Origin of the sequence: Lutimaribacter marinistellae, from assembly GCF_042648365.1 — a bacterium.
Taxonomy (GTDB): Bacteria; Pseudomonadota; Alphaproteobacteria; order Rhodobacterales; family Rhodobacteraceae; genus Lutimaribacter_A; species Lutimaribacter_A marinistellae.
Genome location: NZ_JBHRXI010000044.1, coordinates 14,223 through 32,335, shown reverse-complemented (window position 1 = coordinate 32,335; position 18,113 = coordinate 14,223). Strand labels below are relative to the sequence as shown.

Here is an 18,113-nt window from a genome sequence, read left to right as displayed (position 1 = left end):
TTGGGAAGGGTGTTGATCCGATGTCCGCGCTCCGAAGCCTTGTTCGGAGCGCGGAACAGGACGTTACTTGAGCGAGTCCGCGTGGGCTTTGCCCAGTCCGGCATTAGACGCCTGAGCACCCGCCCAGAAAGGCACCGCGATATCGGCAAAGTCTTTTTGCGACTGCCAGACTTCGGCAAAGAACTCGTTCTCTGCCGCGGCCGCCTCCAGCGCTTTTTTCGCCGCAGCCATGTACTCGGTAAAGTAATCAGCAGGTGTATCCTCGAGGATGACCCCATGGTTATCGGTCAAATCTTTCAAGGCTTTGCCGTTTTCATAGATGCGGTACGACATCGACTTGGAAAGCGAGGCATTGGCGGCTACTTCGAGCGCTTTCTTCTCGATATCGGTCAGCGAGTCGTAAAAATCGCCGTTCACATACATGTCGGCGTTCACAACGACTTGGTGAAGGCCCTGCAAATAGTAGTGTTTCAACACTTTCTGGAAGCCAAAGACCGAGTCCGGCTTGGGGCAGCACCATTCTGCCGCGTCGATCGTGCCTTTTTCCAGCGCTGGCAGGATATCCCCCCCGCCCATGGCAACCGCTGGAACGCCGATGTCAGCATAAGCTGCACCAACCATGCCCGGCGGGGCGCGGAAACGCATCTGCCGGAAATCGTCCATCGATTTGATCGGCTCCGGGAACCAGCCCAACGCTTCGGGACCGACGGGTTGAAGCATAAAGCCTTTCACGTTCACCCCCATCTCTTCCCAGAGGCGGTCGTAAAGCTCTTTGCCGCCGCCGTACTGGAACCATGACAGAAAGGCGATGTTGTCCAGACCAACGCCGGCCCCGGCCACAGGTGCGCCAAACAGGTTTGCCGCTGGGTGTTTGCCGCCCCAGTAATGCGTCCAGGCAAAGCCTCCTTCGACGAGGCCAGCATCGACCGCGTCCATGATGTCACGCGGCCCGACAACCGCGCCCGCGGGCAGCACTTCGATCGTGAGAGAGCCCCCTGTCAGCGCGGCAACATCCTTGCCGAACTCGTTGAGCATAAAGACTTCATCAGCGGTTGCGGGTAAAACCGATTGAATTCTCAGTACTTTCTCCGCCATCGCGGATGATGCCATCATGGCGAACGCCACGGCGCCGACCGCCAGGTTTTTTGCGTTAATCATTCTTGTCCTCCCAAGTTTTGCCTTCTGTTTCTTGTTTTTCCCGAGGCGAAGGCACGTCCCGGATCTATTTCCCGTTCGTTCTCAAGGCTCAACATCGCTTTCTTCTTGGTTCTCATGTCGGAAACCTGTCATGCGCGGGCATCCTCCAAAACCATGTCGCTAACCTTTTCGCCAATCATGATGGCGGGCGCGTTAGTGTTTCCGCTGACGATCCGCGGCATGATCGACGCATCCGCGACCCTCAAACCGTCAATGCCCCTCACACGCAACCTGGGGTCGACAACGGCAGTATCATTATTGCCCATCCTGCAGGTTCCGGTCGGGTGATAAATCGTGACCGCAGTTTCGCGCGCCCAGTCCAAAATCGCCGTTTCATCGTCCGGGCCGATACCAGCACCGGGCGCGTGTTCTCGGGTCACGTGGCTCTTCAGCGGTTCGGTCGACGCGATACGGCGCGCGATCTGAATACCTTTGACGATTGTACGGCAGTCGGTGTCAGTACTAAGGTAGTTTGGGTGGATGCTTGGATGCTCATCCATGTCGCGCGATTTCAGGGTAAGGTACCCCGTGCTTTCTGGCCTCAATTGCAGAACCGATGCCGTGAACGCCGAGAACCTGTGCGGGCCTTCGGCAGGACTGTCTGCGCTAAAGGGCTGAATATGGAACTGGATGTCCGGTGTCTCGAGATGATCTTCAGTCTTAAGGAATGCGGTGCCCAAACTCGCGGCCATCGTCATCGGTCCGCGTTGTGTCAGAACATATTGAGCGGCGATCAGACCCTTCTTGAAAATATTGCTGGTCTCGACATTAATCGTTGCAAGATCGGTCTGGAAAACCGGACGCGCTTGCAGATGATCCTGCATGTTCTTGCCCACCGCGCGCAGTTCGACCTGTAGGTCTATACCATGCGGGCAGATGTCGGCGGGATCGCCGATACCAGAAAGCATCAGAATCTGTGGCGAGCCTATGGCGCCGGCACACAAGATGACCTCGCGCCGTGCTTTGATCTCTTGAAAACTGCCGTTGATCCGGGCGCGAACGCCCCGAACGCGGTTGTTTTCGATCAACAGTTTCTCGATCTGCGTGTCGGTCAGGATTTCCAGGCTTTGACGGTCTTTCGCGGGCTTGAGGTAGGCTGCTGCCGATGAGCAGCGCCGCCCTCCCTTCATCGTGAGTTGAAAATAGCCCACGCCTTCTTGAACCGCTCCATTGTAGTCATCGTTGCGCGGGAAACCCGCTGCAATCGCCGCCTCGACCCACTTGTCGACCACGTCACGGTTCAGGCGCGAAGACTGAACAGACAGCGGACCGTCCTTGCCGCGCAGTCCATCATGATCTTCGCCTTCCCAGTTTTCGGATCTCTTGAAATACGGAAGCACATCATCCCAAGACCAACCGATGCAACCCATTTGTGCCCAACCATCATAGTCCTGCGGTTGGCCTCTTACATAGAGAAGTCCGTTGATCGAACTGGATCCGCCCAGTACGCGACCGCGCGGCCAAGGAATGGAACGCCCGGCAATACCGTCATCAGGCTCTGTCTTGTAACGCCAGTCCGTCCTCGGGTTTCCCATGGTTCGAAAGTACCCGACGGGCACATGGATCCATGGATTCGTATCTGGCGGCCCTGCTTCAAGCAAGACGACAGAGTATCGGCCGCTTTCCGAAAGTCGGTTTGCAACGGCACAACCGGCTGAACCGGCCCCCACGATGACGAAATCGAGCTCCATTCTCACCAACAGAAAAATGTAAAAACTGAGACTTTTGTTCTTGATTTTTAACGCTACAATGATTCTCACACGATGCAACATACATTTCGGAACGAGATTGCGCGTGCGAACGACTGAACGCATCCCCACCAACTTGCGGACCCTGATGATCCTTGAAGTCCTCGGGAACAGTGATCAGGCGCTGACCGCGACCGAAATCAATGCTTCGCTGGGGTTGCCGAAACAGACCATCCACAGGCTCTGCGCGACGCTGGAGGAAAACGGCTTCATCGCCAGGCAAGGGCACTCGAAACGCTATCGGGTGGCCCGACGGCTGAGAGAACTGGGTGCTGGGCTGCTTCACAATTCCCGCGATCACATAGCGCGGCGGCAGATCCTCATGGAGGTCGCCCGCCAGGTTGGAGAGACAGTAAACTATGTTATTCCCGAGGACTCCGGCATGCGGTATCTGGACCGGGTGGAAACGGATTGGGCGTTCCGGATACAGCTGCCGGTCGGCTCGAACGTCCCGTTTCATTGCACGGCAAGTGGCAAGTGTTTTCTGGCCAGCCTGAAACCGGCAGCAAGACGAGCCTTCGTCGAAGCGCTGGTTCTGCAAAAAATGACCGCGGCGACACACGTTACCCCAAACCGGCTGATGACGGAACTGGATGAGATTTCCCAACAAGGCTATTCGCTGGACAACGAAGAATTCATTGACGGGATGGTCGCGATCGCTGTCCCGGTCACCGACGAGTTTGACCGCTTTGTCGCTTCTCTCGCCTTCCATGGTCCGACCCAGCGGATTTCCCTGAAAGAGGCCGTCGCTCGCAAGGCGATACTGCAGAAGGCAGCGATCAAACTGCGGGAAGCACTGTTTTCCTGACCTTCAGGTCCGTTGCCAGCAGCAATCAGTTCGGCCCGGCTTGAAGTTGACTATGCGCCGGAGATCAAACGGAGCGAGCCTAGTCCAGCCACTATACTGTCCAGTGTCGACTACGGCAGTCGGAAAGCCATGAGTTGTCCGCGTCAAACCGAAACGGAATGTGTAACGTACTGCAAGAGGCTTTCCGGTAGCGTTTCAATGCCGAGCCCTTCGGAAGGGCCCGTGTCCCAGAGCCCAGTGTTCGCATCTATACCACCAATCGCGAAGGCTTGGCGCAGCGGGTTCGGATTAACGTCCACCTCAAGCAGTCCGCCGCCTCCGACCGCTGCGAGAACTTCGGCCGACGCCACCAGACCGATACCTCCGCCAAGGAAATGGGGACAATAGATGCGGCCTGCTTCAACCGCCGCTTTCGCTACACGAACGCAACCGGTGACACCGCCCCACTTGGCGAGGTCAGGTTGCACGATATCTAGCACGCCGTGTTGCAGAACCTCGTCAAAAGCCACCTCACCAGCAATATTCTCACCTCCGGCCAAGGGTGTACTTGATCGTGCGGCAACACGTTCCCAGTCGGACGGGGGGGCATCTGCCGGGATCGGTTCCTCCAACCAGCCAAGTCCAAGCTCGGTCGATGCATCAAGGAAATGGCACGCGCGGGTCACGTCAAACGCCTGATTTGCGTCCGCAAAAAGGCGCTCCTTATCGTTCAACGATTGCGACAAGTCGGTAAGGTTTTCGATATCAGAAGATGTATCGAACCCCACTTTCACCTTGATGGCTTTATATCCCATCGCGCGAAGCGCAGGCAGTTCGGCCTTGGCGGCGTTTACATGAATGCCGCTGGCATAGGCCGGCACATGGTTCGAGGCATCAGCGTTGAGCAAGACACGGAGGGGCAGTCCCAAACTCCGCGCCTTCAAATCCCACAGCGCAGTGTCGATGCCGGCAAGTACTTGCCGGAAAGGCCCCCATTCGCTGCATTGAAGCGCCCGGATATGCGTTTGCCGGGTCAATGCGTCAAAAACAGTGTCGGGGCTGTCTACCTTTTGCCCGAGGATGAGAGGCGCGATGTCCCTTGCGAGAAGATTGACCCGATGCTCTGCCCCGGCTGCCGGCCAGTTGGCGAATATTTCGCCCCAACCGAAGCAGCCGTCAGCCGCTTCGACCCGCACGAACACCGCTGGCCGGTCGTACATGCGTCCGAAAGAGGTTTCCACCGGACGTTCGATCGGGCAACGCAAAGCCCAGATATCAATCCGCGAAACCACGTGTGGGTCAGTCGCGTTTGCGCCCCCGGCCCAGAGAGGGCCCTGTTTGCCCTGGCGCGAGGTCATCAGGGCAGCGACTTGGCCAACCGGCGGGCGCGCCGGGCGTTTCTGATGATCGCAAAGACGGTGATGAAGGTAACTGTCCAGAAGAACCACGTGATCGGGCCACGGACGAGTATCGACAGATCACTGCCAGACATCAGCATTGACTGCCGAAAATTGTCTTCGAGCAGCGGGCCAAGAATGAAGGCGATCAGGAACGGCGCAGCAGGGATATGCGCACGCATCATCAGGTAGCCTACCCACCCCATTGCAAACATCACGCCCACATCGAAAATGTTGTTGTTCACCGCAAAGACACCGTAGATGCAAAGCACGAGCACCGCGGGCATCAGGATGCGCTTGGGGATATCGGAGACAAAACGGAACCCTCTGATAGCGACCGAACCCACGATGAACAGGAACACTGAACTGACAATCAGGCCGATGAACAGGCCGTAGATGATATCGACGTTCAACACGAACATCATCGGCCCCGGTTGGAGCCCATGGATCATAAAGGCGCCGATGATGATCGCGGTGATCACATCGCCGGGGACACCCAAGGCAAGCAGCGGAATGAGCGTCGCTCCTGCCACGCCGTTGTTACCTGCCTCCGACGCAGCGACCCCTTCGATTTCGCCCTTGCCGAAGTTGGCCCGGTTTTTCGACGTGCGCCGCGCTTCCGAATAGCTGAGGAATGCCGAAGGCGCGGCCCCAATCCCTGGGATCGAGCCGAGAAAGACACCGATCAGACTGCCCCGAATAATCGATTTCAACGAGCGCAGATACTCAGCGACAGTCACCCATGCGTTACCGAGTGATCGCGCCTTGCCCAAATGCCCTTCGGGATGCCAGGCCATCGCAATGATCTCTGGAATGGCAAAAAGCCCGATGAGCACAGCGATGAAGTTCAACCCACCCATCATGTTCGGGTCGCCGAAGGTGAACCTGTTCGTGCCATAGACAAGATCGAGTCCGACGGTCGCCAGCAACAAGCCCAGAATTGCCGAGAGTGCACCCCGAAGAAGGCTCTCGCCGGACACTCCGGCGATGATCGTCAGCGAGAAAAGGATAAGCGCAAAGAATTCGGGCGGCCCGAAACTCAAAGCAAAGGACGCAAGCCATCCGGCAAAAACAATAAGAGCCATGTTCGAGACGAAATCAGCCGTGCACGATGCCCAAAGCGCCATGCCAAGCGCCTTGCCCGCCTCGCCCCGTTCGGCCATCGGGTAGCCATCGAGAATTGTAGCCGAGGATGCGGGGGTTCCAGGTGTCTTGATCAGGATCGCCGGGATCGAGCCACCGAAAATGCCCCCCTTGTAGACCCCGAGCAACAGCAAGATACCGTTGATCGGCGCCATGGAGAATGTGAAGGGTAGCGTCAGCGCAACTGCCATGGTCGCGGAAAGACCGGGAATTGCGCCACCAATGACACCCACCACGACGCCGATGAATAGCGACAGGAAGGCTTCGAAATTTCCGACAAGTGAGAGGCCCGCCATCAGGCTGTCGGTAAAACTCATGGCAACCTCACGAACTGTCCCTGCGGGATCGCCACCCCGGCAACATGCGCAAAGAAAGCATACAAAACCAGCGGAACCAAAATGGCGCAGACAAGAGCGGCTTTCGGGTATCTCGTGCGGAACATGAAGGCGGTGGCGGCAAAGGCCAGCATGCAGCTCCAGACCATTCCCAGACGCGGCAGAGCGAACATGGTCAGGATCATGATCGCGCCCAGACCGGCGAGACGCAGCCAAGGCGACCCTTTGGGATCATCTTCTTCCGTGTCGCTGACCGGCCCTGCAGGCGTTAGTAAAAGGCCAACCCCGACGAGTGCAAGAAACGCGGCGAGAATGTAGGGCCAGAATGTCGGAGAAAGAATGATGTTGCCGACATTGGATGGGCTGAAGACCCACTGAGGAATGGCGACAAGAACAAGAAAGGCCGCTCCCGCAAGTGCGGCAAGGCCCAATCGTGTGTTCAGATCGTTCAATGACACGGTTTCGTCTTCCCCCCGAAGAAAAAGGCGGGCCGTCGCATTTGGAACGGCCCGTCAAAAACTTGATCCGCCTTTCCGCGTTTTATCCCTCGATGCGCATACCCAGCTTGTCTACGAGCGCGCGAAACTTCGTGTACTGCGCCTCGATGAAGGCATTGGCCTCGGCGGGATCCATCAGTTCGATGACCGAGCCGCGAGCCTGCATCTGTTCGAGGAATTTCGCGTCTTGTGTCGCTTGGGCCATCCAGGCGCCCCACTTTTCGGACACATCATCGGGCAGTCCAGCCGGCCCAGCAATGCCGGTCCAACCGACCAGCTGGTTGAGCTCGGGTTTGCCCAGATCGTTTGCCGTGGGTGCGTCAAACCCGGTGACAGGCTCTGCCGTCGTCACCATGAGCGGTTTGAGCTGACCGTTGGCCACAAAACTCGCAAGCGCCGAGGAGTTGGTACAAAGAAAGGTGGCCGTTCCGTTCAAGACGGCAGTTGCCGCCGCACCACCGCCCTGCTGCGGGATGTGGGTGGCCTGTTCGAGCGGGTTCTCAACACCAAATTCGTCAAGTACCATTACAGCAGCAAGATGCAGCAAGGACCCGACGCCCGATGACGAATAGGTCACGCCACCCTCGCCGACCCGAGCGATGAGGTCATCCATGCTCTCGATGCCAGAGGACGGGGTCACTGCGCAGGCAACCGGGTTGATCTCGTAAACGGTCACGAAACGGAAGTCATCGAGCGTATAGGGCAGCGTCGCCTTCATGGCAGGGTTCACCGAGTGCGACCCAACGCGCGCAAACAGCATGGTGTAACCATCGGCATTTGCGTTCTGGACGGCGACCGACCCGGTCGCGCCACCGGCACCGGTGACGTTCGCCATGACAAGCGGCTTTCCTACTGCCTCGCCCAGGGGCTCAGCAATCGTTCGCGCGGAAATATCGGTTGCCCCACCCGCGCCGTATGGGATGACCATGTTGATTGGCCGCTCCGGATACTCTGCAAAAGCGGCCGTAGCGCTGAGCCCGGTCGCGATGGCCACCGCCGCGGCGATTTGTTTGACTGTCATTTGTTCCTCCCAAGTAGTGTCCCGAGTTTTTCGGTGTTGTGGAAACATAACCGTAAGAATATTTTAAAGAAAGTAATAAGGTCTTACACTTCCTGAAAGAAAGCTATCCTTCGGATGTCGATCAAGCATCTCCGAACGCTCGTCGCCGTAGCCGAGCATCGAACCTTCAGTGAAGCGGCGGACGCAGTTCACTTGACCCATGCTGCTGTCAGTCAGCAAATGCGGGCGCTCGAGACAGAACTCGACCTCAAATTATTCGATCGCACCACCCGCACGCCGACGCTGAATGCGACCGGGCGAGCACTTGTCGAAAAGGCGCGCGGGGTTCTGCGAAGCTACGATAATCTGGTGCCTTCCATACTCGACGAGACGAGCCTCGCTGGCGAAATCGCTTTGGGGGCCGTGCCGACGACCCTAACTGGCCTTATTCCCCAAGCCATGACCATGCTGAAACGCACTTGCCCCGCGCTCAGGCTCAGCATCCGGCCCGGTTTGACAACCCCGCTCATCGCGGCGATCGAACGCCACCAGCTTGATGCCGCGGTCGTCACCCGACCCGTCCTTCTTCCAGACGGATTCCAGTTTCGCGAGATCGCCGTGGAGCCGCTAAGGCTGATTGCGTCGTCGGACACCGCTAACGATGATCCCATAGACTTGCTGTCCACGCGACCTTTTATTCGGTTCAACCGCGAAGCCGTGGTGGGAACACAAATTGAAAGCTGGGTTCAGACCAAAAAGATCAGAGTGAGCGAAACGATGGAGTTGGACAATCTCGACGCTATTTCAAGCATGGTCTACGCCGATCTCGGGGTATCGATCGTGCCGCAATGCTGCGTCGCACCCGCCAATGCCTTGCCATTGAAATGGATAGACCTCGGCCCTTCGGCGCCTGATCGCACCCTGGGGCTTGCCTTCAAGGCCGACACGCCCAAAGGACGTATTATCGCCGAAGTAGAGGCCGCCATGCGAAGCGCTTGCACCCCCGGAAATAGCCTCGCATGACATTAGAAACAGCACTCTACCTTGTACTCGGCGGTATCGCCGGCGGTTTTATCAATGGTTTTGCAGGGACTGGAACCGCGCTTTTCGCGCTCGGGTTCTTCCTTTCCGTACTCGAGCCGAAGTCTGCCGTAGCCATCGTGGCGCTCATGTCGACGCTAACGGGGCTGCAGGGCCTTTACGTGGTTCGTAGGGAACTTACAGAGAACAAGGCGCGCTTGATGCGTTTTATCCTGCCCGGCCTCATCGGCGTTCCGGTTGGGGTCTCGCTGCTGTCATTCGTGGACGCGACGGCATTGCGGTTGATCGTTGCGGGCTTTCTCATCTTCTATGGCGGATATTTCGGGTTCCGCAGGGCGTTACCCCGCTTTGAAAAACGCACCCCAAGAACCGACGCCACCGTGGGCCTGATCGGCGGAATTCTTGGCGGGCTCGCGTCGCTCTCCGGTGCGCTGCCCGCAATCTGGCTGTCGATGCGCCCATGGCCCAAGGCAGAGACACGCGCGGTACTGCAGCCCTACAACGTCTCAATCCTGTGCACGACGGTCCTGATGCTGGCATGGAACGGCGCATTCACACAGCAGACCTGGCTCGCATTCGCGGTCGCCTTTCCCTCGGCGCTCGTCGCGGTTCAGATCGGCATCTTTGTTTTTCGAAAGGTAAGTGACGATCAATTCCGCCGGACCCTGATCTTGCTTTGTCTCGCCCTAGGGCTAGGAATTGTGTTCCGCGAATTCGGTGTTTTGTGACGCGGCAAGGAAAGGCAACCTAAATGTTCACGCTCTATTTTTCCAAAGGCTCCTCCGCGCTGGCCCCGCATATCCTGTTGGAAGAGATCGGTGCCGATTACAAAGCAGATGAGCGGTCCATCCCGCAAGGCGCTCACCTTACGACGGAATTCCTTGCCGTGAACCCAAAGGGGCGCGTCCCTGCCCTGTTGACGCCTGATGGTATCATTACCGAAAACCCGGCCATTCTCTGGTACATCGGGGAAGCTTTTCCAGAGGCCGAGCTGCTACCAACTGACCTTTACAGCCGCGCCCGAATTCAGGAACTAAACGCCTATATCTGTTCGACAGCGCATGTCGCATTCGCCCACAAGGGTCGTGGGCAACGCTGGTCGGACGACCCCGCGGTCATCGAAGGCATGAAGGCAAAGGTTGCCGATAACCTGCGCGAGTGCGCAACGCTCGTCGAGACGCAGTATCTGACCGGTCGATGGGCCCTCGGCGACACCTATTCGATATCCGACCCATATCTCTTCCTGTTACATCGCTGGATGAAGCAAGCGGATTTGGATATCGCCGAATTTCCGAAGCTCAACGCACATCGTAAGTCGATGCTTGCGCGGGACGGAACCATGGCCGCGCTATCACAGCACGGCATCTAGTCCATTACCGGGGCTGGCAGCCCCTGAATTTCAACGTTCACACAAGCTGGTCGCCCTGATGTCAAGGCGTCCTGTAAAGCATCGGACAGTTCGTCAGTGCGTGTAACGTGCGCACCGTAGCCGCCTAACGACGCGACGGCCTGGTCATATCGCGCACCCGACAGCATGCACCCATGCGTCCTGTCAGCGCCGAAACTCCGGCGTTGAAGCTCATGCTCGGCGTTCCATCGCCTATCGTTCCCGATCACGGCAACAAAGGGAATGTCCTCTCGAACCGCAGTCTCGAACTCCATCAGGTGGAACCCGGCTGTTCCGTCTCCCATGACTGCAATCACATCCGAAGCAGGCGAGGCCGCTTTTGCACCTATCGCGTAGCATACACCCCCGCCGATAGCGCCTGAAACGCCATTGACGACCCGACGCGACGACCGGACCAGCGCCTGAGCCCATTGCCCGATTTCTCCACCGTCACTTATGAAAATCGGGTCCCTTGCGGAACTGACAAATCGGGAAACAGCTTCGCACAGGCCAGCGGAGGTGAGACGACCATCGGTCATCAGCGGCGCCGAGGGTTTGATATCACAAAGACCCGCGACGCGATCTGCCCAGTCATGCGGCAACGACCGAGCGTCGACAGATCTGACAAGGGCCTCGGCGACACGGCGAGGAGGGCCCTCGACCGCCACGATCAGCCGGTCACTCAGGCAACGTTCTGCCCGCGCAACTTCGAGTGGATCCCCGTGGACCGTGATCCACCGCGCGTTTTTCCAGGTTTCCGCCCTGCCGTGGCGCAGCGAGAAATCCACCGGTTTGCCCAGCGCGAGCACGAAGTCCGCCTCCGCCCATGCAGCGCCAACCCGCCCCAAGCTCGGGTCATTCGCGCCTCTTGGGCTCTCCATAGGAATTGCCGGAACACCCAGCCTTGCGAAGTCCAAGGCGACGCGGGATGGGGTAAGCTCGGGACCCAGCAGGACAAGCGGCTTTTCCGCTTTGCTCAAATTGGCCGATATCTCGGCAAGGTCCGGCATAGCCTTCGAAATGGCGCTGTCCGATGCAAGGGGTGCAGCGCTAGAAGCTTCCAGAACATCCGCTGGCAATGACAGATGAACGGGACCGGGCTGCCCGGAGGTGGCGACCTCGATTGCGGTCTGCAACTCAGCTTCGATCATGTTTGGATCGGTCACCCTGCGCGACAGCTTTGTAACCGAGGCGGTCAAACCCACCTGGTCCATCTCCTGAAAAGCTCCCTGGCCGTCCAAGCGAACCGGGCTGTCTCCCGACAACAACAAGAGCGGTGTCTGCGAGGCCCGAGCAGTCATGAGCGGCGATATGGCGTTGCCAAGCCCTGCCCCTGCGGTGACAAGGGCGACCCCCAAGGTTCCGCGGCTTTGGGCATACCCCTCGGCCATGAACCCTGTTGCGGCCTCATGGCGCGTGTGAACAATCCGCACAGATGAATCGAGACATGCGTCGAAAACTGGCATGATCTGATTTCCACTGAGAGCGAAGATGATCTCCGTACCCGCTTGCTCCAGCGTTCTCACGAGAACGTCAGCGCCCCTCACGATGTACCTGCACTGACAAATACCCGGACCTGCTGAACCGCGTTGTTTCCGAAACCAGCGGCGTCCCAACGTGGATCCACGGGCTGTGTATTGCCATCGGTGTCAGTGGCTCGGCACCGCAGGATGTGCTCGCCTGGCTTCGCGTCCCACGTGACCGACCATTTAGCCCAGGCGGACGGGACTGTGGCCGGGGACAGCATCGCTTCGATCCACTCCTCCCCGATCCCGAACTCGACCTTCGCCACCGGCCTTCGCCCAGCCCAGGCCCGACCGACAATTTCGTATCTGCCGTGTTCGACGTAGCGGGACCGCGTGGTCCAATCCGGTATGCCTGGCGGAACCATCAATGATTTCACTCGGATTTCTTCGACAGGTTCGCCTGGATCGTCCGGATGATTGCGATAGCGATAGTTCTTGGCTTGCTGGAGTCCTTGATAGGCGGTTGGAATAGCCTCTATCGTGGAAATCCATTTCACCGATGCCATGCCGTACCACCCCGGCACGATCAGGCGCATTGGGGCGCCGTGCTGTGGCAACAGCGGCGCTCCATTCATTTCGTGCACGAGCAACACACCCAATTCCGCTATCCGGTCACGCGACAAGCTGCGCCCATAGAAATGGCGCGTGCCGCTGTCGAAACCTTCATCAGCTCCTGTGAACACAATGTCGACCGTTCCATCAGCAGGCCGGGCCCTGTCGATAAGTGGCGCGAGCGGCGTACCCGTCCACTCGGACGTGCCGACCCCACCTTCGGTCCACGGCATGGAATGATTGCGGGGCGAAACCCCTGCACGCCCGTTTCCGGCACATTCCAAGGTAACCGGAACGGTGACCTGCGGCAGTTGGCGAAGCTCTTCAAGCCCGAGATCGAAGGAGCGTTCAAACCCCTCGCCAAAACTGACCTTGTGTCGTGCAGGGTCGAGCATTGGCACGTCGAAATGGGTCAGCAAGTAATGTGCACCTGTGGGCGTCACGTCGTGACGCAAAAGCTCGAGAATCGCGCCCGCATTTCGGTTTGCCAGCCGTACCTCGTGCTCGGAGTAAAGCCCGTCCACGGTAGAGGGTTTGCCCGGGTGCTGCTCGAATATCTCTCTGGTTGTCGACATCAGATAACCTCGTCGCTGCGGTCGTCGGTCTCGCCATATCGGCGCAGAACCGCAGGTTTCGTTCCCTCGTATAGCCGTTCGATATTGCCGGCGATCTTTGCGTTCTCACGCTCGAACAGGCACTCTCCTTCAAGGTTCGAGGCCACGATGAAAGGTCCCATCCTGTTGCACCGGATCACCCACATGGCCTGAGCAAGACCAAGTTCCTGGTTCCAGTGCACGGCCTCGACGTTTTCGACACCCCGCCCTAGCAGCGCACCAGTGCCGTAGCCAACCGTCGAGAGATAGATTGCCCCGTTTGGAACGAAGTACTCCCGGTAGTCTTTCGAGCTCATGCCACCTTTTCCGATAATGAGCTTCGCGCCGGTTTTCTCGATCCACTCGGGCAGCCATTTGGCAAACCGAAACGAGGCGGTCGCCGTCACGGCTCCCATATCGAAAGACCCATCCGAGCGGATCGTCGCGGCGGGCGAACAGTGGAAGTTGGCCGCACTATCGCGGGGCAATTCCATGGGAATGTTGGCCCGCTCTTCGAGCGCGCGCATGTAGACACCTTCGCGGGCGGTGTACATCAGACCATCGAGATACACGATATCTCCAAGACGCAGCTTGGCGATATCCTCGGCGGACGGGGTTGTGGAAAGGCGGACCTCTCTGGGTTTCATTCCGCGGCCTCCCTAGCGGGGGTCCAGTCAACCGTCTCGCGCCGCTGGTAGGGTGTGAACCAATCGGGGTCGGTCCGGTATTCGACGCGACCATCCGGGAAAAGCCGAGCAACCGCGCGACGGGACGACAGGCAGAAGGCATGAACGGACATCGGCATTCCACCGGTATGACAGTAGCCCACCTCGATATTGCAATCGATCACCATGTTTTTGCCGACAAATCCCATGGCCCCCATACCGATCGAATTTCCCAGTTCCTTGAATTCGTCCTCCATCTCGGCGATGCGTGGGTCGGAATTGCGTGAACCGACAACACGCAGGGTGGAGGCGCGCTTACCGAGTGTCATGCAAACATCTTTCGATCCACCCAGCCCGATGCCGATGATTGCCGGCTGACACGCAAGGCCGCGCTTTCCAAAGGCCATAAGACTGTCGAGGTAGAACCGCTTTATCCCCTGTATGCCATCAGACGGGAAGAGCATTCGGTAGTCCGTCCCGAAAAGCCCCCCCTTGTGAACGGTAATCAAGTCGATCCAGTCGCCTTCTGGCTCAAAGGCATACTCAATCTCGGGCGCATTGATACCGACATTGTTGTTGTGGTCGGTTCGCCACAGCGGATGAACGCGGTTGGGTCGAAGGGGCACACTGTCTGTCGCTTCGGCCGTCGCACGGCGCAACTCTGTCTCGAGGGCACACATCCCGCCCTCGACCTTTGCGTCGTTGCCCAGTTTCACGAACCAGCGCGGAACGCCCGTGTCGCCGCACATGGCGCGCCTGTCTTCTTTGGCCGCTTCGTAATTTTCGAGCATAGCCTTGAGAACAAACGAGGAAAGATCACCATCTTCCGTCTCGGCAGCTTGTTTCAAGCCGTCGAGATAGTCCTCCGGTATCTCGATTGCGGCCTTGTCCATCAAGGTCAGGGCCGTGGTTTTGACAAGAGATAAAGGTATCATTGAGCTGGCACCAGTGTTTCGGGTTCGTCGTCCGGCAGAACGGTTTCCCCCGGTCTTACAATGGAGAAATCAACCGCTTCGCGGGTCACGCTCAGATCGTCGCCGTTTTGCCGTACAACCGTGAAGTAACTGTCCTCAAGCGGGCCTGAATCGGGAAAATCCTCACGATAATGCGCCCCGCGCGAGTTGTCTCGGGCAAGCGCCGCCCGGGCGATCAACTCTGACACGTCGCAAAGCGAACGGAGGTTCAGCCAATCGTGCCAGGTCAAGTTGAATGCGAGGTTCTCAGGGGCCACCCCGATATCCATCAGGTCGTCGGAAATCTCCGATATGCGGCCCAGTCCCTCACGGAGACCTGCTTCGGTCCGCATTACGCCGACATGATCCCACATTGCGTTCTGAAGCTCCTTGCGGAGCGGCTGCACCAGAGCCGCTGGACGGGTAAGCGGATGACAAGCGCGCGCGATCTCGGCTTCGAGGATCGCCTCGTCCGGTTCGCGAAGAGCAGTCATTGCGCTGATGTCGCGTCCCATGGTTTCGCCAGCAACCCCGCCGTAGACAGTCGAGTTTGCCACGCCGTTACCGCCCAGCCGGTTCGAACCGTGCGCTCCACCCGCATCTTCGCCGGCCACATAAAGGCCTTCGAGCGCGGTACGCGTATCGACATCGACGACGACCCCACCCATGAAGTAGTGCGCCGTCGGAACAACCTCGACGCGCCCGCCAGCCAAATCGAAGCCGCAATCCGCACAACGCTTCACCATACCCTTGAACTTGTGACGCACGTGTTCCGGTCCAAGGTGACCCATAGAGATGAATACGCCCTCCTGGTCGGGATCGTTGTTCTTGCGCATCTCGGAATAGATGCTGCGGCTGACGACGTCGCGCGTCGCCCGTTCGCCCTTTTCGTCGTAATCGTACATGAACCTGTGGCCGGTATGGTTGAGAAGGTGCCCACCCGCACCGCGCAACCCTTCTTCGAGAACCGTTCCCGTCATCCGTGTATGCTCGCCAGCCAATAGGCCTGTGGGATGGAACTGGACCATCTCCATATCCCGCAGGGGAAGGCCCGCGCGCAACGCCATCGCAAGACCGTCCATCGTCTTGTCGCCAGAAGGGGTGTGATAGCGGTACATCGTCGGTCCGCCGCCAGTGGCCATCAAAACGGTCTTGGCCCTGACGAAACGGAACCGTCCGGTGCGCATGTCGATCATCAGGACACCAGCGAGCGAGGTGCCGTCGCGCGACGGGATCAGGCCAATTGCACGGTGTTCCTGCAATTTCTCTATCGGGCGGGCAAGCACCTGCTCCATGAGGCGGTTGATGATCTCGATGCCAGTTAGGTCGCCCTTGTGCACTGTCCGGTCGGCGGTTTGGCCTGCAAAGGCCTTTTGGTGCAGGCTTCCGTCGGGATTGCGGTCGAAGAAACACCCGATCTCGTTTTCAAGCTCGCGAATGCGCTCGACCGCCAGTTCGCAAAGACGCCACGCCATGTCCTGATTGGGCAACCACTTGCCGCCCTGGATCGTGTCCATGAAATGCCGCTCGACGCTGTCGCCGCCACCAAGCGCAACGTTGTACCCGCCCTGCACCATCCGGGTGCAGCCACACTTACCGATCAATCCCTTTACTGCAATGGTGATGCGTGTGCCTTGCGGTGCAGTCTGTTGTGCATGCAGAGCCGCAAACAGCCCCGCGCCACCCGTCCCTAGGATCAGAATGTCCGTATCGTGCCTGTCAATATCGCGCGGTGAGATCATCGGTCAGATCGCCCTTAACAAGAACATGGCGGAGACAAGAAACGACGTCGCAACTGCAGCCGCTGCCGCCGTTTTCCTTGGCCCGGACCAAGGCAGCCACTCGAGAGCAAGCAGACGTACTCCGCCGAAGAAATGAATGGCCAGCAGGAACACGAGACCGAACTCGGCAATCTTGACCACCGGCATTTCGGCGAAGGTCAGGAAGGCATCAAGGCGCACCGGATCCGTAAGTGCGAGCGACAGCATCCAGAAATGGACCGGCAGGAACAAGGCCAGTGCGAGCCCGGAAAGACGATGCAGCACAAAGGCCAGCCAAAGTGGATGGGATCGCGCTGGACGCCTCATACCGCCCACCATGTCACTGCGAAAACAGCCCGACCGCCCAGCGCAATAAGACAGGTGCCGATGCCCCAAGAGACAACTGAGAGAGCCGCGCCCCTGAGGCCCGCCCACTCATGGAGGATCACCCTAAGCCCGATAGCGCCGTGCAAACCGGCAGCCAGGACAAAGGTGCCGTAGAACAGGAACCAGCCCAGAGACCCTTGTGTCCGCCCTAGTATCTCAGCGGCCGACAGGCCACCATCGATGGCATAGATAATGACGCCGATATGCACCAAGACAAACGGCGCCATGACAAGAGCCGAAAGGCGTTGAAGCATGTACAGCCGCAGATCAAGCATCACCCGCGCCTCCGAAAGAAGCCACGAACCGTTTCCCGTTTCAGGCCCGCAATAGCGGACATGGGGTCCAGCTCATTGGGGCAATAGGCTGTACAGCTGCCCATGGAATGGCAATTATGACACCCACCTACTCCGCTGACTGCGTCCAGAATGCGCGACCGCTCGCTATCTCTTGCATCGTTGAGAAGGGTCCAGGCACGCTGAAGTGCAGCAGGACCAAGATACTCTGGGTTTCCGGTAACTGTGTCGCAAGCCGCATAACAGACCGAACAGTTGATACACTCGATCCCGGCATTTGCGACCTGGCGCTCATCGCTCTCAGGATCGATTTCCGCGATGGGCTCGCTGCGGTTGCGCCCAGGATGATGATACCCTTCAGCTTCGACCCATTTGTCAAAGAAAGGGTCCATGTCTACCGCAAGATCCTTTATCACTGGCAGGTTTCTTAAAGGCGCTATCGTAAGACGGCCCTGATTGATCACTTTGCTCACATTGGTCCGACAAGTCCAACGTGGCACACCATTGACCATCATCGCGCAACTGCCGCACATCCCGACGCGGCAAGCGAAGCGATAGCTAAGGGTGGCATCCGCATTCTGCTGAATCCATGAGACAACATCCAGCACGGTCTGGCTTTCATAGGCCGGAACGATGAACTCCTCAAAATGGTGGCCCGCGCCACCGCTCCTATGCACGGATACGGTCAGCGAGTTGCTTGGATCGGACACGTCTGCTCCCTCAAGAAAAACACTGACAGAGGATAACCTGCAGAAACCCTAACAAAAAGGAATAATTTTTTGAATCTTTCGTAAGAAAAAATTTCAGAAAATCGATTCACCGGACACGCCACAACTCGGAACACAGCCGGCT

General features: G+C 58.4%; 18 protein-coding genes. 4 read left to right on the top strand and 14 right to left on the bottom strand.

Annotated elements, in window-relative coordinates:
- Nucleotides 1–63: 63 nt before the first annotated feature.
- Both ACFORG_RS20610 and ACFORG_RS20605 read right to left on the bottom strand, forming a co-directional pair.
- Entirely contained in the window at nt 64–1,158 is a 1,095-nt protein-coding gene (locus ACFORG_RS20610) for a C4-dicarboxylate ABC transporter substrate-binding protein (RefSeq protein ID WP_386737457.1), read from the bottom strand.
- A 128-nt stretch (nt 1,159–1,286) separates the two neighbouring features.
- A complete protein-coding gene (locus tag ACFORG_RS20605; RefSeq protein ID WP_386737479.1) occupies nt 1,287–2,888 on the bottom strand; it encodes a GMC family oxidoreductase in 1,602 nt (533 codons plus the stop codon).
- A gap of 133 nt (nt 2,889–3,021) precedes the next feature.
- Between ACFORG_RS20605 and ACFORG_RS20600 the strand changes: the two genes are divergently transcribed.
- Nucleotides 3,022–3,753, top strand: coding sequence for an IclR family transcriptional regulator (locus ACFORG_RS20600; RefSeq protein WP_386737456.1), 732 nt, complete (start codon nt 3,022–3,024; stop codon nt 3,751–3,753).
- A 143-nt stretch (nt 3,754–3,896) separates the two neighbouring features.
- On the opposite strand, the gene ACFORG_RS20595 is transcribed toward ACFORG_RS20600, so the two are convergent.
- The 4 genes from ACFORG_RS20595 to ACFORG_RS20580 all read right to left on the bottom strand — a co-directional run bounded on the left by ACFORG_RS20595 (nt 3,897) and on the right by ACFORG_RS20580 (nt 8,125).
- Nucleotides 3,897–5,024 (bottom strand): mandelate racemase/muconate lactonizing enzyme family protein, encoded by a 1,128-nt coding sequence (locus ACFORG_RS20595; protein WP_386737455.1) that lies wholly within the window; start codon nt 5,022–5,024, stop codon nt 3,897–3,899.
- A 65-nt stretch (nt 5,025–5,089) separates the two neighbouring features.
- Nucleotides 5,090–6,589 (bottom strand): tripartite tricarboxylate transporter permease, encoded by a 1,500-nt coding sequence (locus ACFORG_RS20590; protein WP_386737454.1) that lies wholly within the window; start codon nt 6,587–6,589, stop codon nt 5,090–5,092.
- A complete protein-coding gene (locus ACFORG_RS20585; RefSeq protein ID WP_386737453.1) occupies nt 6,586–7,065 on the bottom strand; it encodes a tripartite tricarboxylate transporter TctB family protein in 480 nt (159 codons plus the stop codon). The genes ACFORG_RS20590 and ACFORG_RS20585 overlap by 4 nt, the downstream gene beginning before the upstream one ends.
- Before the next feature lie 82 nt (nt 7,066–7,147).
- Nucleotides 7,148–8,125: a Bug family tripartite tricarboxylate transporter substrate binding protein gene (locus ACFORG_RS20580; RefSeq protein WP_386737452.1), complete on the bottom strand. Its 978-nt coding sequence runs from the start codon at nt 8,123–8,125 to the stop codon at nt 7,148–7,150.
- 114 nt (nt 8,126–8,239) lie between these two features.
- On the opposite strand from ACFORG_RS20580, the gene ACFORG_RS20575 reads away from it, so the two are divergent.
- From ACFORG_RS20575 to ACFORG_RS20565, 3 genes are read left to right on the top strand one after another with little or no spacing between them, the layout of a single operon-like run.
- Nucleotides 8,240–9,127, top strand: a complete 888-nt coding sequence (locus ACFORG_RS20575; RefSeq protein ID WP_386737451.1) for a LysR family transcriptional regulator — start codon at nt 8,240–8,242, stop codon at nt 9,125–9,127.
- Nucleotides 9,124–9,873 carry a sulfite exporter TauE/SafE family protein gene (locus tag ACFORG_RS20570; RefSeq protein ID WP_386737450.1) on the top strand — a complete coding sequence of 250 codons (750 nt, stop codon included), beginning with the start codon at nt 9,124–9,126 and terminating at the stop codon, nt 9,871–9,873. Before ACFORG_RS20575 ends, ACFORG_RS20570 begins: the two co-directional genes overlap by 4 nt.
- 23 nt (nt 9,874–9,896) lie before the next feature.
- Nucleotides 9,897–10,514 (top strand): glutathione S-transferase family protein, encoded by a 618-nt coding sequence (locus ACFORG_RS20565; protein WP_386737449.1) that lies wholly within the window; start codon nt 9,897–9,899, stop codon nt 10,512–10,514.
- Here the strand turns inward: ACFORG_RS20565 and ACFORG_RS20560 are convergent.
- From ACFORG_RS20560 to ACFORG_RS20525, 8 genes are read right to left on the bottom strand one after another with little or no spacing between them, the layout of a single operon-like run.
- A complete protein-coding gene (locus ACFORG_RS20560) occupies nt 10,511–12,079 on the bottom strand; it encodes a thiamine pyrophosphate-binding protein (protein ID WP_386737448.1) in 1,569 nt (522 codons plus the stop codon). The two genes, ACFORG_RS20565 and ACFORG_RS20560, sit on opposite strands and share 4 nt — an antisense overlap.
- Nucleotides 12,076–13,185, bottom strand: a complete 1,110-nt coding sequence (locus ACFORG_RS20555) for a molybdopterin-dependent oxidoreductase (RefSeq protein ID WP_386737447.1) — start codon at nt 13,183–13,185, stop codon at nt 12,076–12,078. The genes ACFORG_RS20560 and ACFORG_RS20555 overlap by 4 nt, the downstream gene beginning before the upstream one ends.
- Complete coding sequence (locus ACFORG_RS20550; protein WP_386737446.1) at nt 13,185–13,850, bottom strand: fumarate hydratase C-terminal domain-containing protein; 666 nt, start codon at nt 13,848–13,850, stop codon at nt 13,185–13,187. Before ACFORG_RS20550 ends, ACFORG_RS20555 begins: the two co-directional genes overlap by 1 nt.
- The gene (locus ACFORG_RS20545) at nt 13,847–14,803 is read right to left on the bottom strand and encodes a fumarate hydratase (RefSeq protein ID WP_386737445.1); all 957 of its coding nucleotides are present in this window, start codon (nt 14,801–14,803) and stop codon (nt 13,847–13,849) included. Before ACFORG_RS20545 ends, ACFORG_RS20550 begins: the two co-directional genes overlap by 4 nt.
- Nucleotides 14,800–16,563: an L-aspartate oxidase gene (locus ACFORG_RS20540; protein WP_386737444.1), complete on the bottom strand. Its 1,764-nt coding sequence runs from the start codon at nt 16,561–16,563 to the stop codon at nt 14,800–14,802. Before ACFORG_RS20540 ends, ACFORG_RS20545 begins: the two co-directional genes overlap by 4 nt.
- A gap of 3 nt (nt 16,564–16,566) precedes the next feature.
- Nucleotides 16,567–16,908 carry a succinate dehydrogenase, cytochrome b556 subunit gene (gene sdhC / locus ACFORG_RS20535; RefSeq protein ID WP_386737443.1) on the bottom strand — a complete coding sequence of 114 codons (342 nt, stop codon included), beginning with the start codon at nt 16,906–16,908 and terminating at the stop codon, nt 16,567–16,569.
- Complete coding sequence (locus ACFORG_RS20530; protein WP_386737442.1) at nt 16,905–17,243, bottom strand: succinate dehydrogenase; 339 nt, start codon at nt 17,241–17,243, stop codon at nt 16,905–16,907. The genes sdhC and ACFORG_RS20530 overlap by 4 nt, the downstream gene beginning before the upstream one ends.
- Complete coding sequence (locus tag ACFORG_RS20525; RefSeq protein ID WP_386737440.1) at nt 17,243–17,971, bottom strand: succinate dehydrogenase/fumarate reductase iron-sulfur subunit; 729 nt, start codon at nt 17,969–17,971, stop codon at nt 17,243–17,245. The genes ACFORG_RS20530 and ACFORG_RS20525 overlap by 1 nt, the downstream gene beginning before the upstream one ends.
- Between the last annotated feature and the right edge of the window lie 142 nt (nt 17,972–18,113).

Excerpts from the sequence above, each read along its gene's own strand:
- ACFORG_RS20610 (WP_386737457.1), bottom strand. The coding sequence starts at position 1,158 with ATGATTAACGCAAAAAACCTGGCGGTCGGCGCCGTGGCGTTCGCCATG.
- ACFORG_RS20605 (WP_386737479.1), bottom strand. The coding sequence starts at position 2,888 with ATGGAGCTCGATTTCGTCATCGTGGGGGCCGGTTCAGCCGGTTGTGCC.
- ACFORG_RS20590 (WP_386737454.1), bottom strand. The coding sequence starts at position 6,589 with ATGAGTTTTACCGACAGCCTGATGGCGGGCCTCTCACTTGTCGGAAAT.
- ACFORG_RS20580 (WP_386737452.1), bottom strand. The coding sequence starts at position 8,125 with ATGACAGTCAAACAAATCGCCGCGGCGGTGGCCATCGCGACCGGGCTC.
- ACFORG_RS20575 (WP_386737451.1), top strand. The coding sequence starts at position 8,240 with ATGTCGATCAAGCATCTCCGAACGCTCGTCGCCGTAGCCGAGCATCGA.
- ACFORG_RS20570 (WP_386737450.1), top strand. The coding sequence starts at position 9,124 with ATGACATTAGAAACAGCACTCTACCTTGTACTCGGCGGTATCGCCGGC.
- ACFORG_RS20565 (WP_386737449.1), top strand. The coding sequence starts at position 9,897 with ATGTTCACGCTCTATTTTTCCAAAGGCTCCTCCGCGCTGGCCCCGCAT.
- ACFORG_RS20555 (WP_386737447.1), bottom strand. The coding sequence starts at position 13,185 with ATGTCGACAACCAGAGAGATATTCGAGCAGCACCCGGGCAAACCCTCT.
- ACFORG_RS20550 (WP_386737446.1), bottom strand. The coding sequence starts at position 13,850 with ATGAAACCCAGAGAGGTCCGCCTTTCCACAACCCCGTCCGCCGAGGAT.
- ACFORG_RS20545 (WP_386737445.1), bottom strand. The coding sequence starts at position 14,803 with ATGATACCTTTATCTCTTGTCAAAACCACGGCCCTGACCTTGATGGAC.
- ACFORG_RS20540 (WP_386737444.1), bottom strand. The coding sequence starts at position 16,563 with ATGATCTCACCGCGCGATATTGACAGGCACGATACGGACATTCTGATC.
- sdhC (WP_386737443.1), bottom strand. The coding sequence starts at position 16,908 with ATGAGGCGTCCAGCGCGATCCCATCCACTTTGGCTGGCCTTTGTGCTG.
- ACFORG_RS20530 (WP_386737442.1), bottom strand. The coding sequence starts at position 17,243 with ATGCTTGATCTGCGGCTGTACATGCTTCAACGCCTTTCGGCTCTTGTC.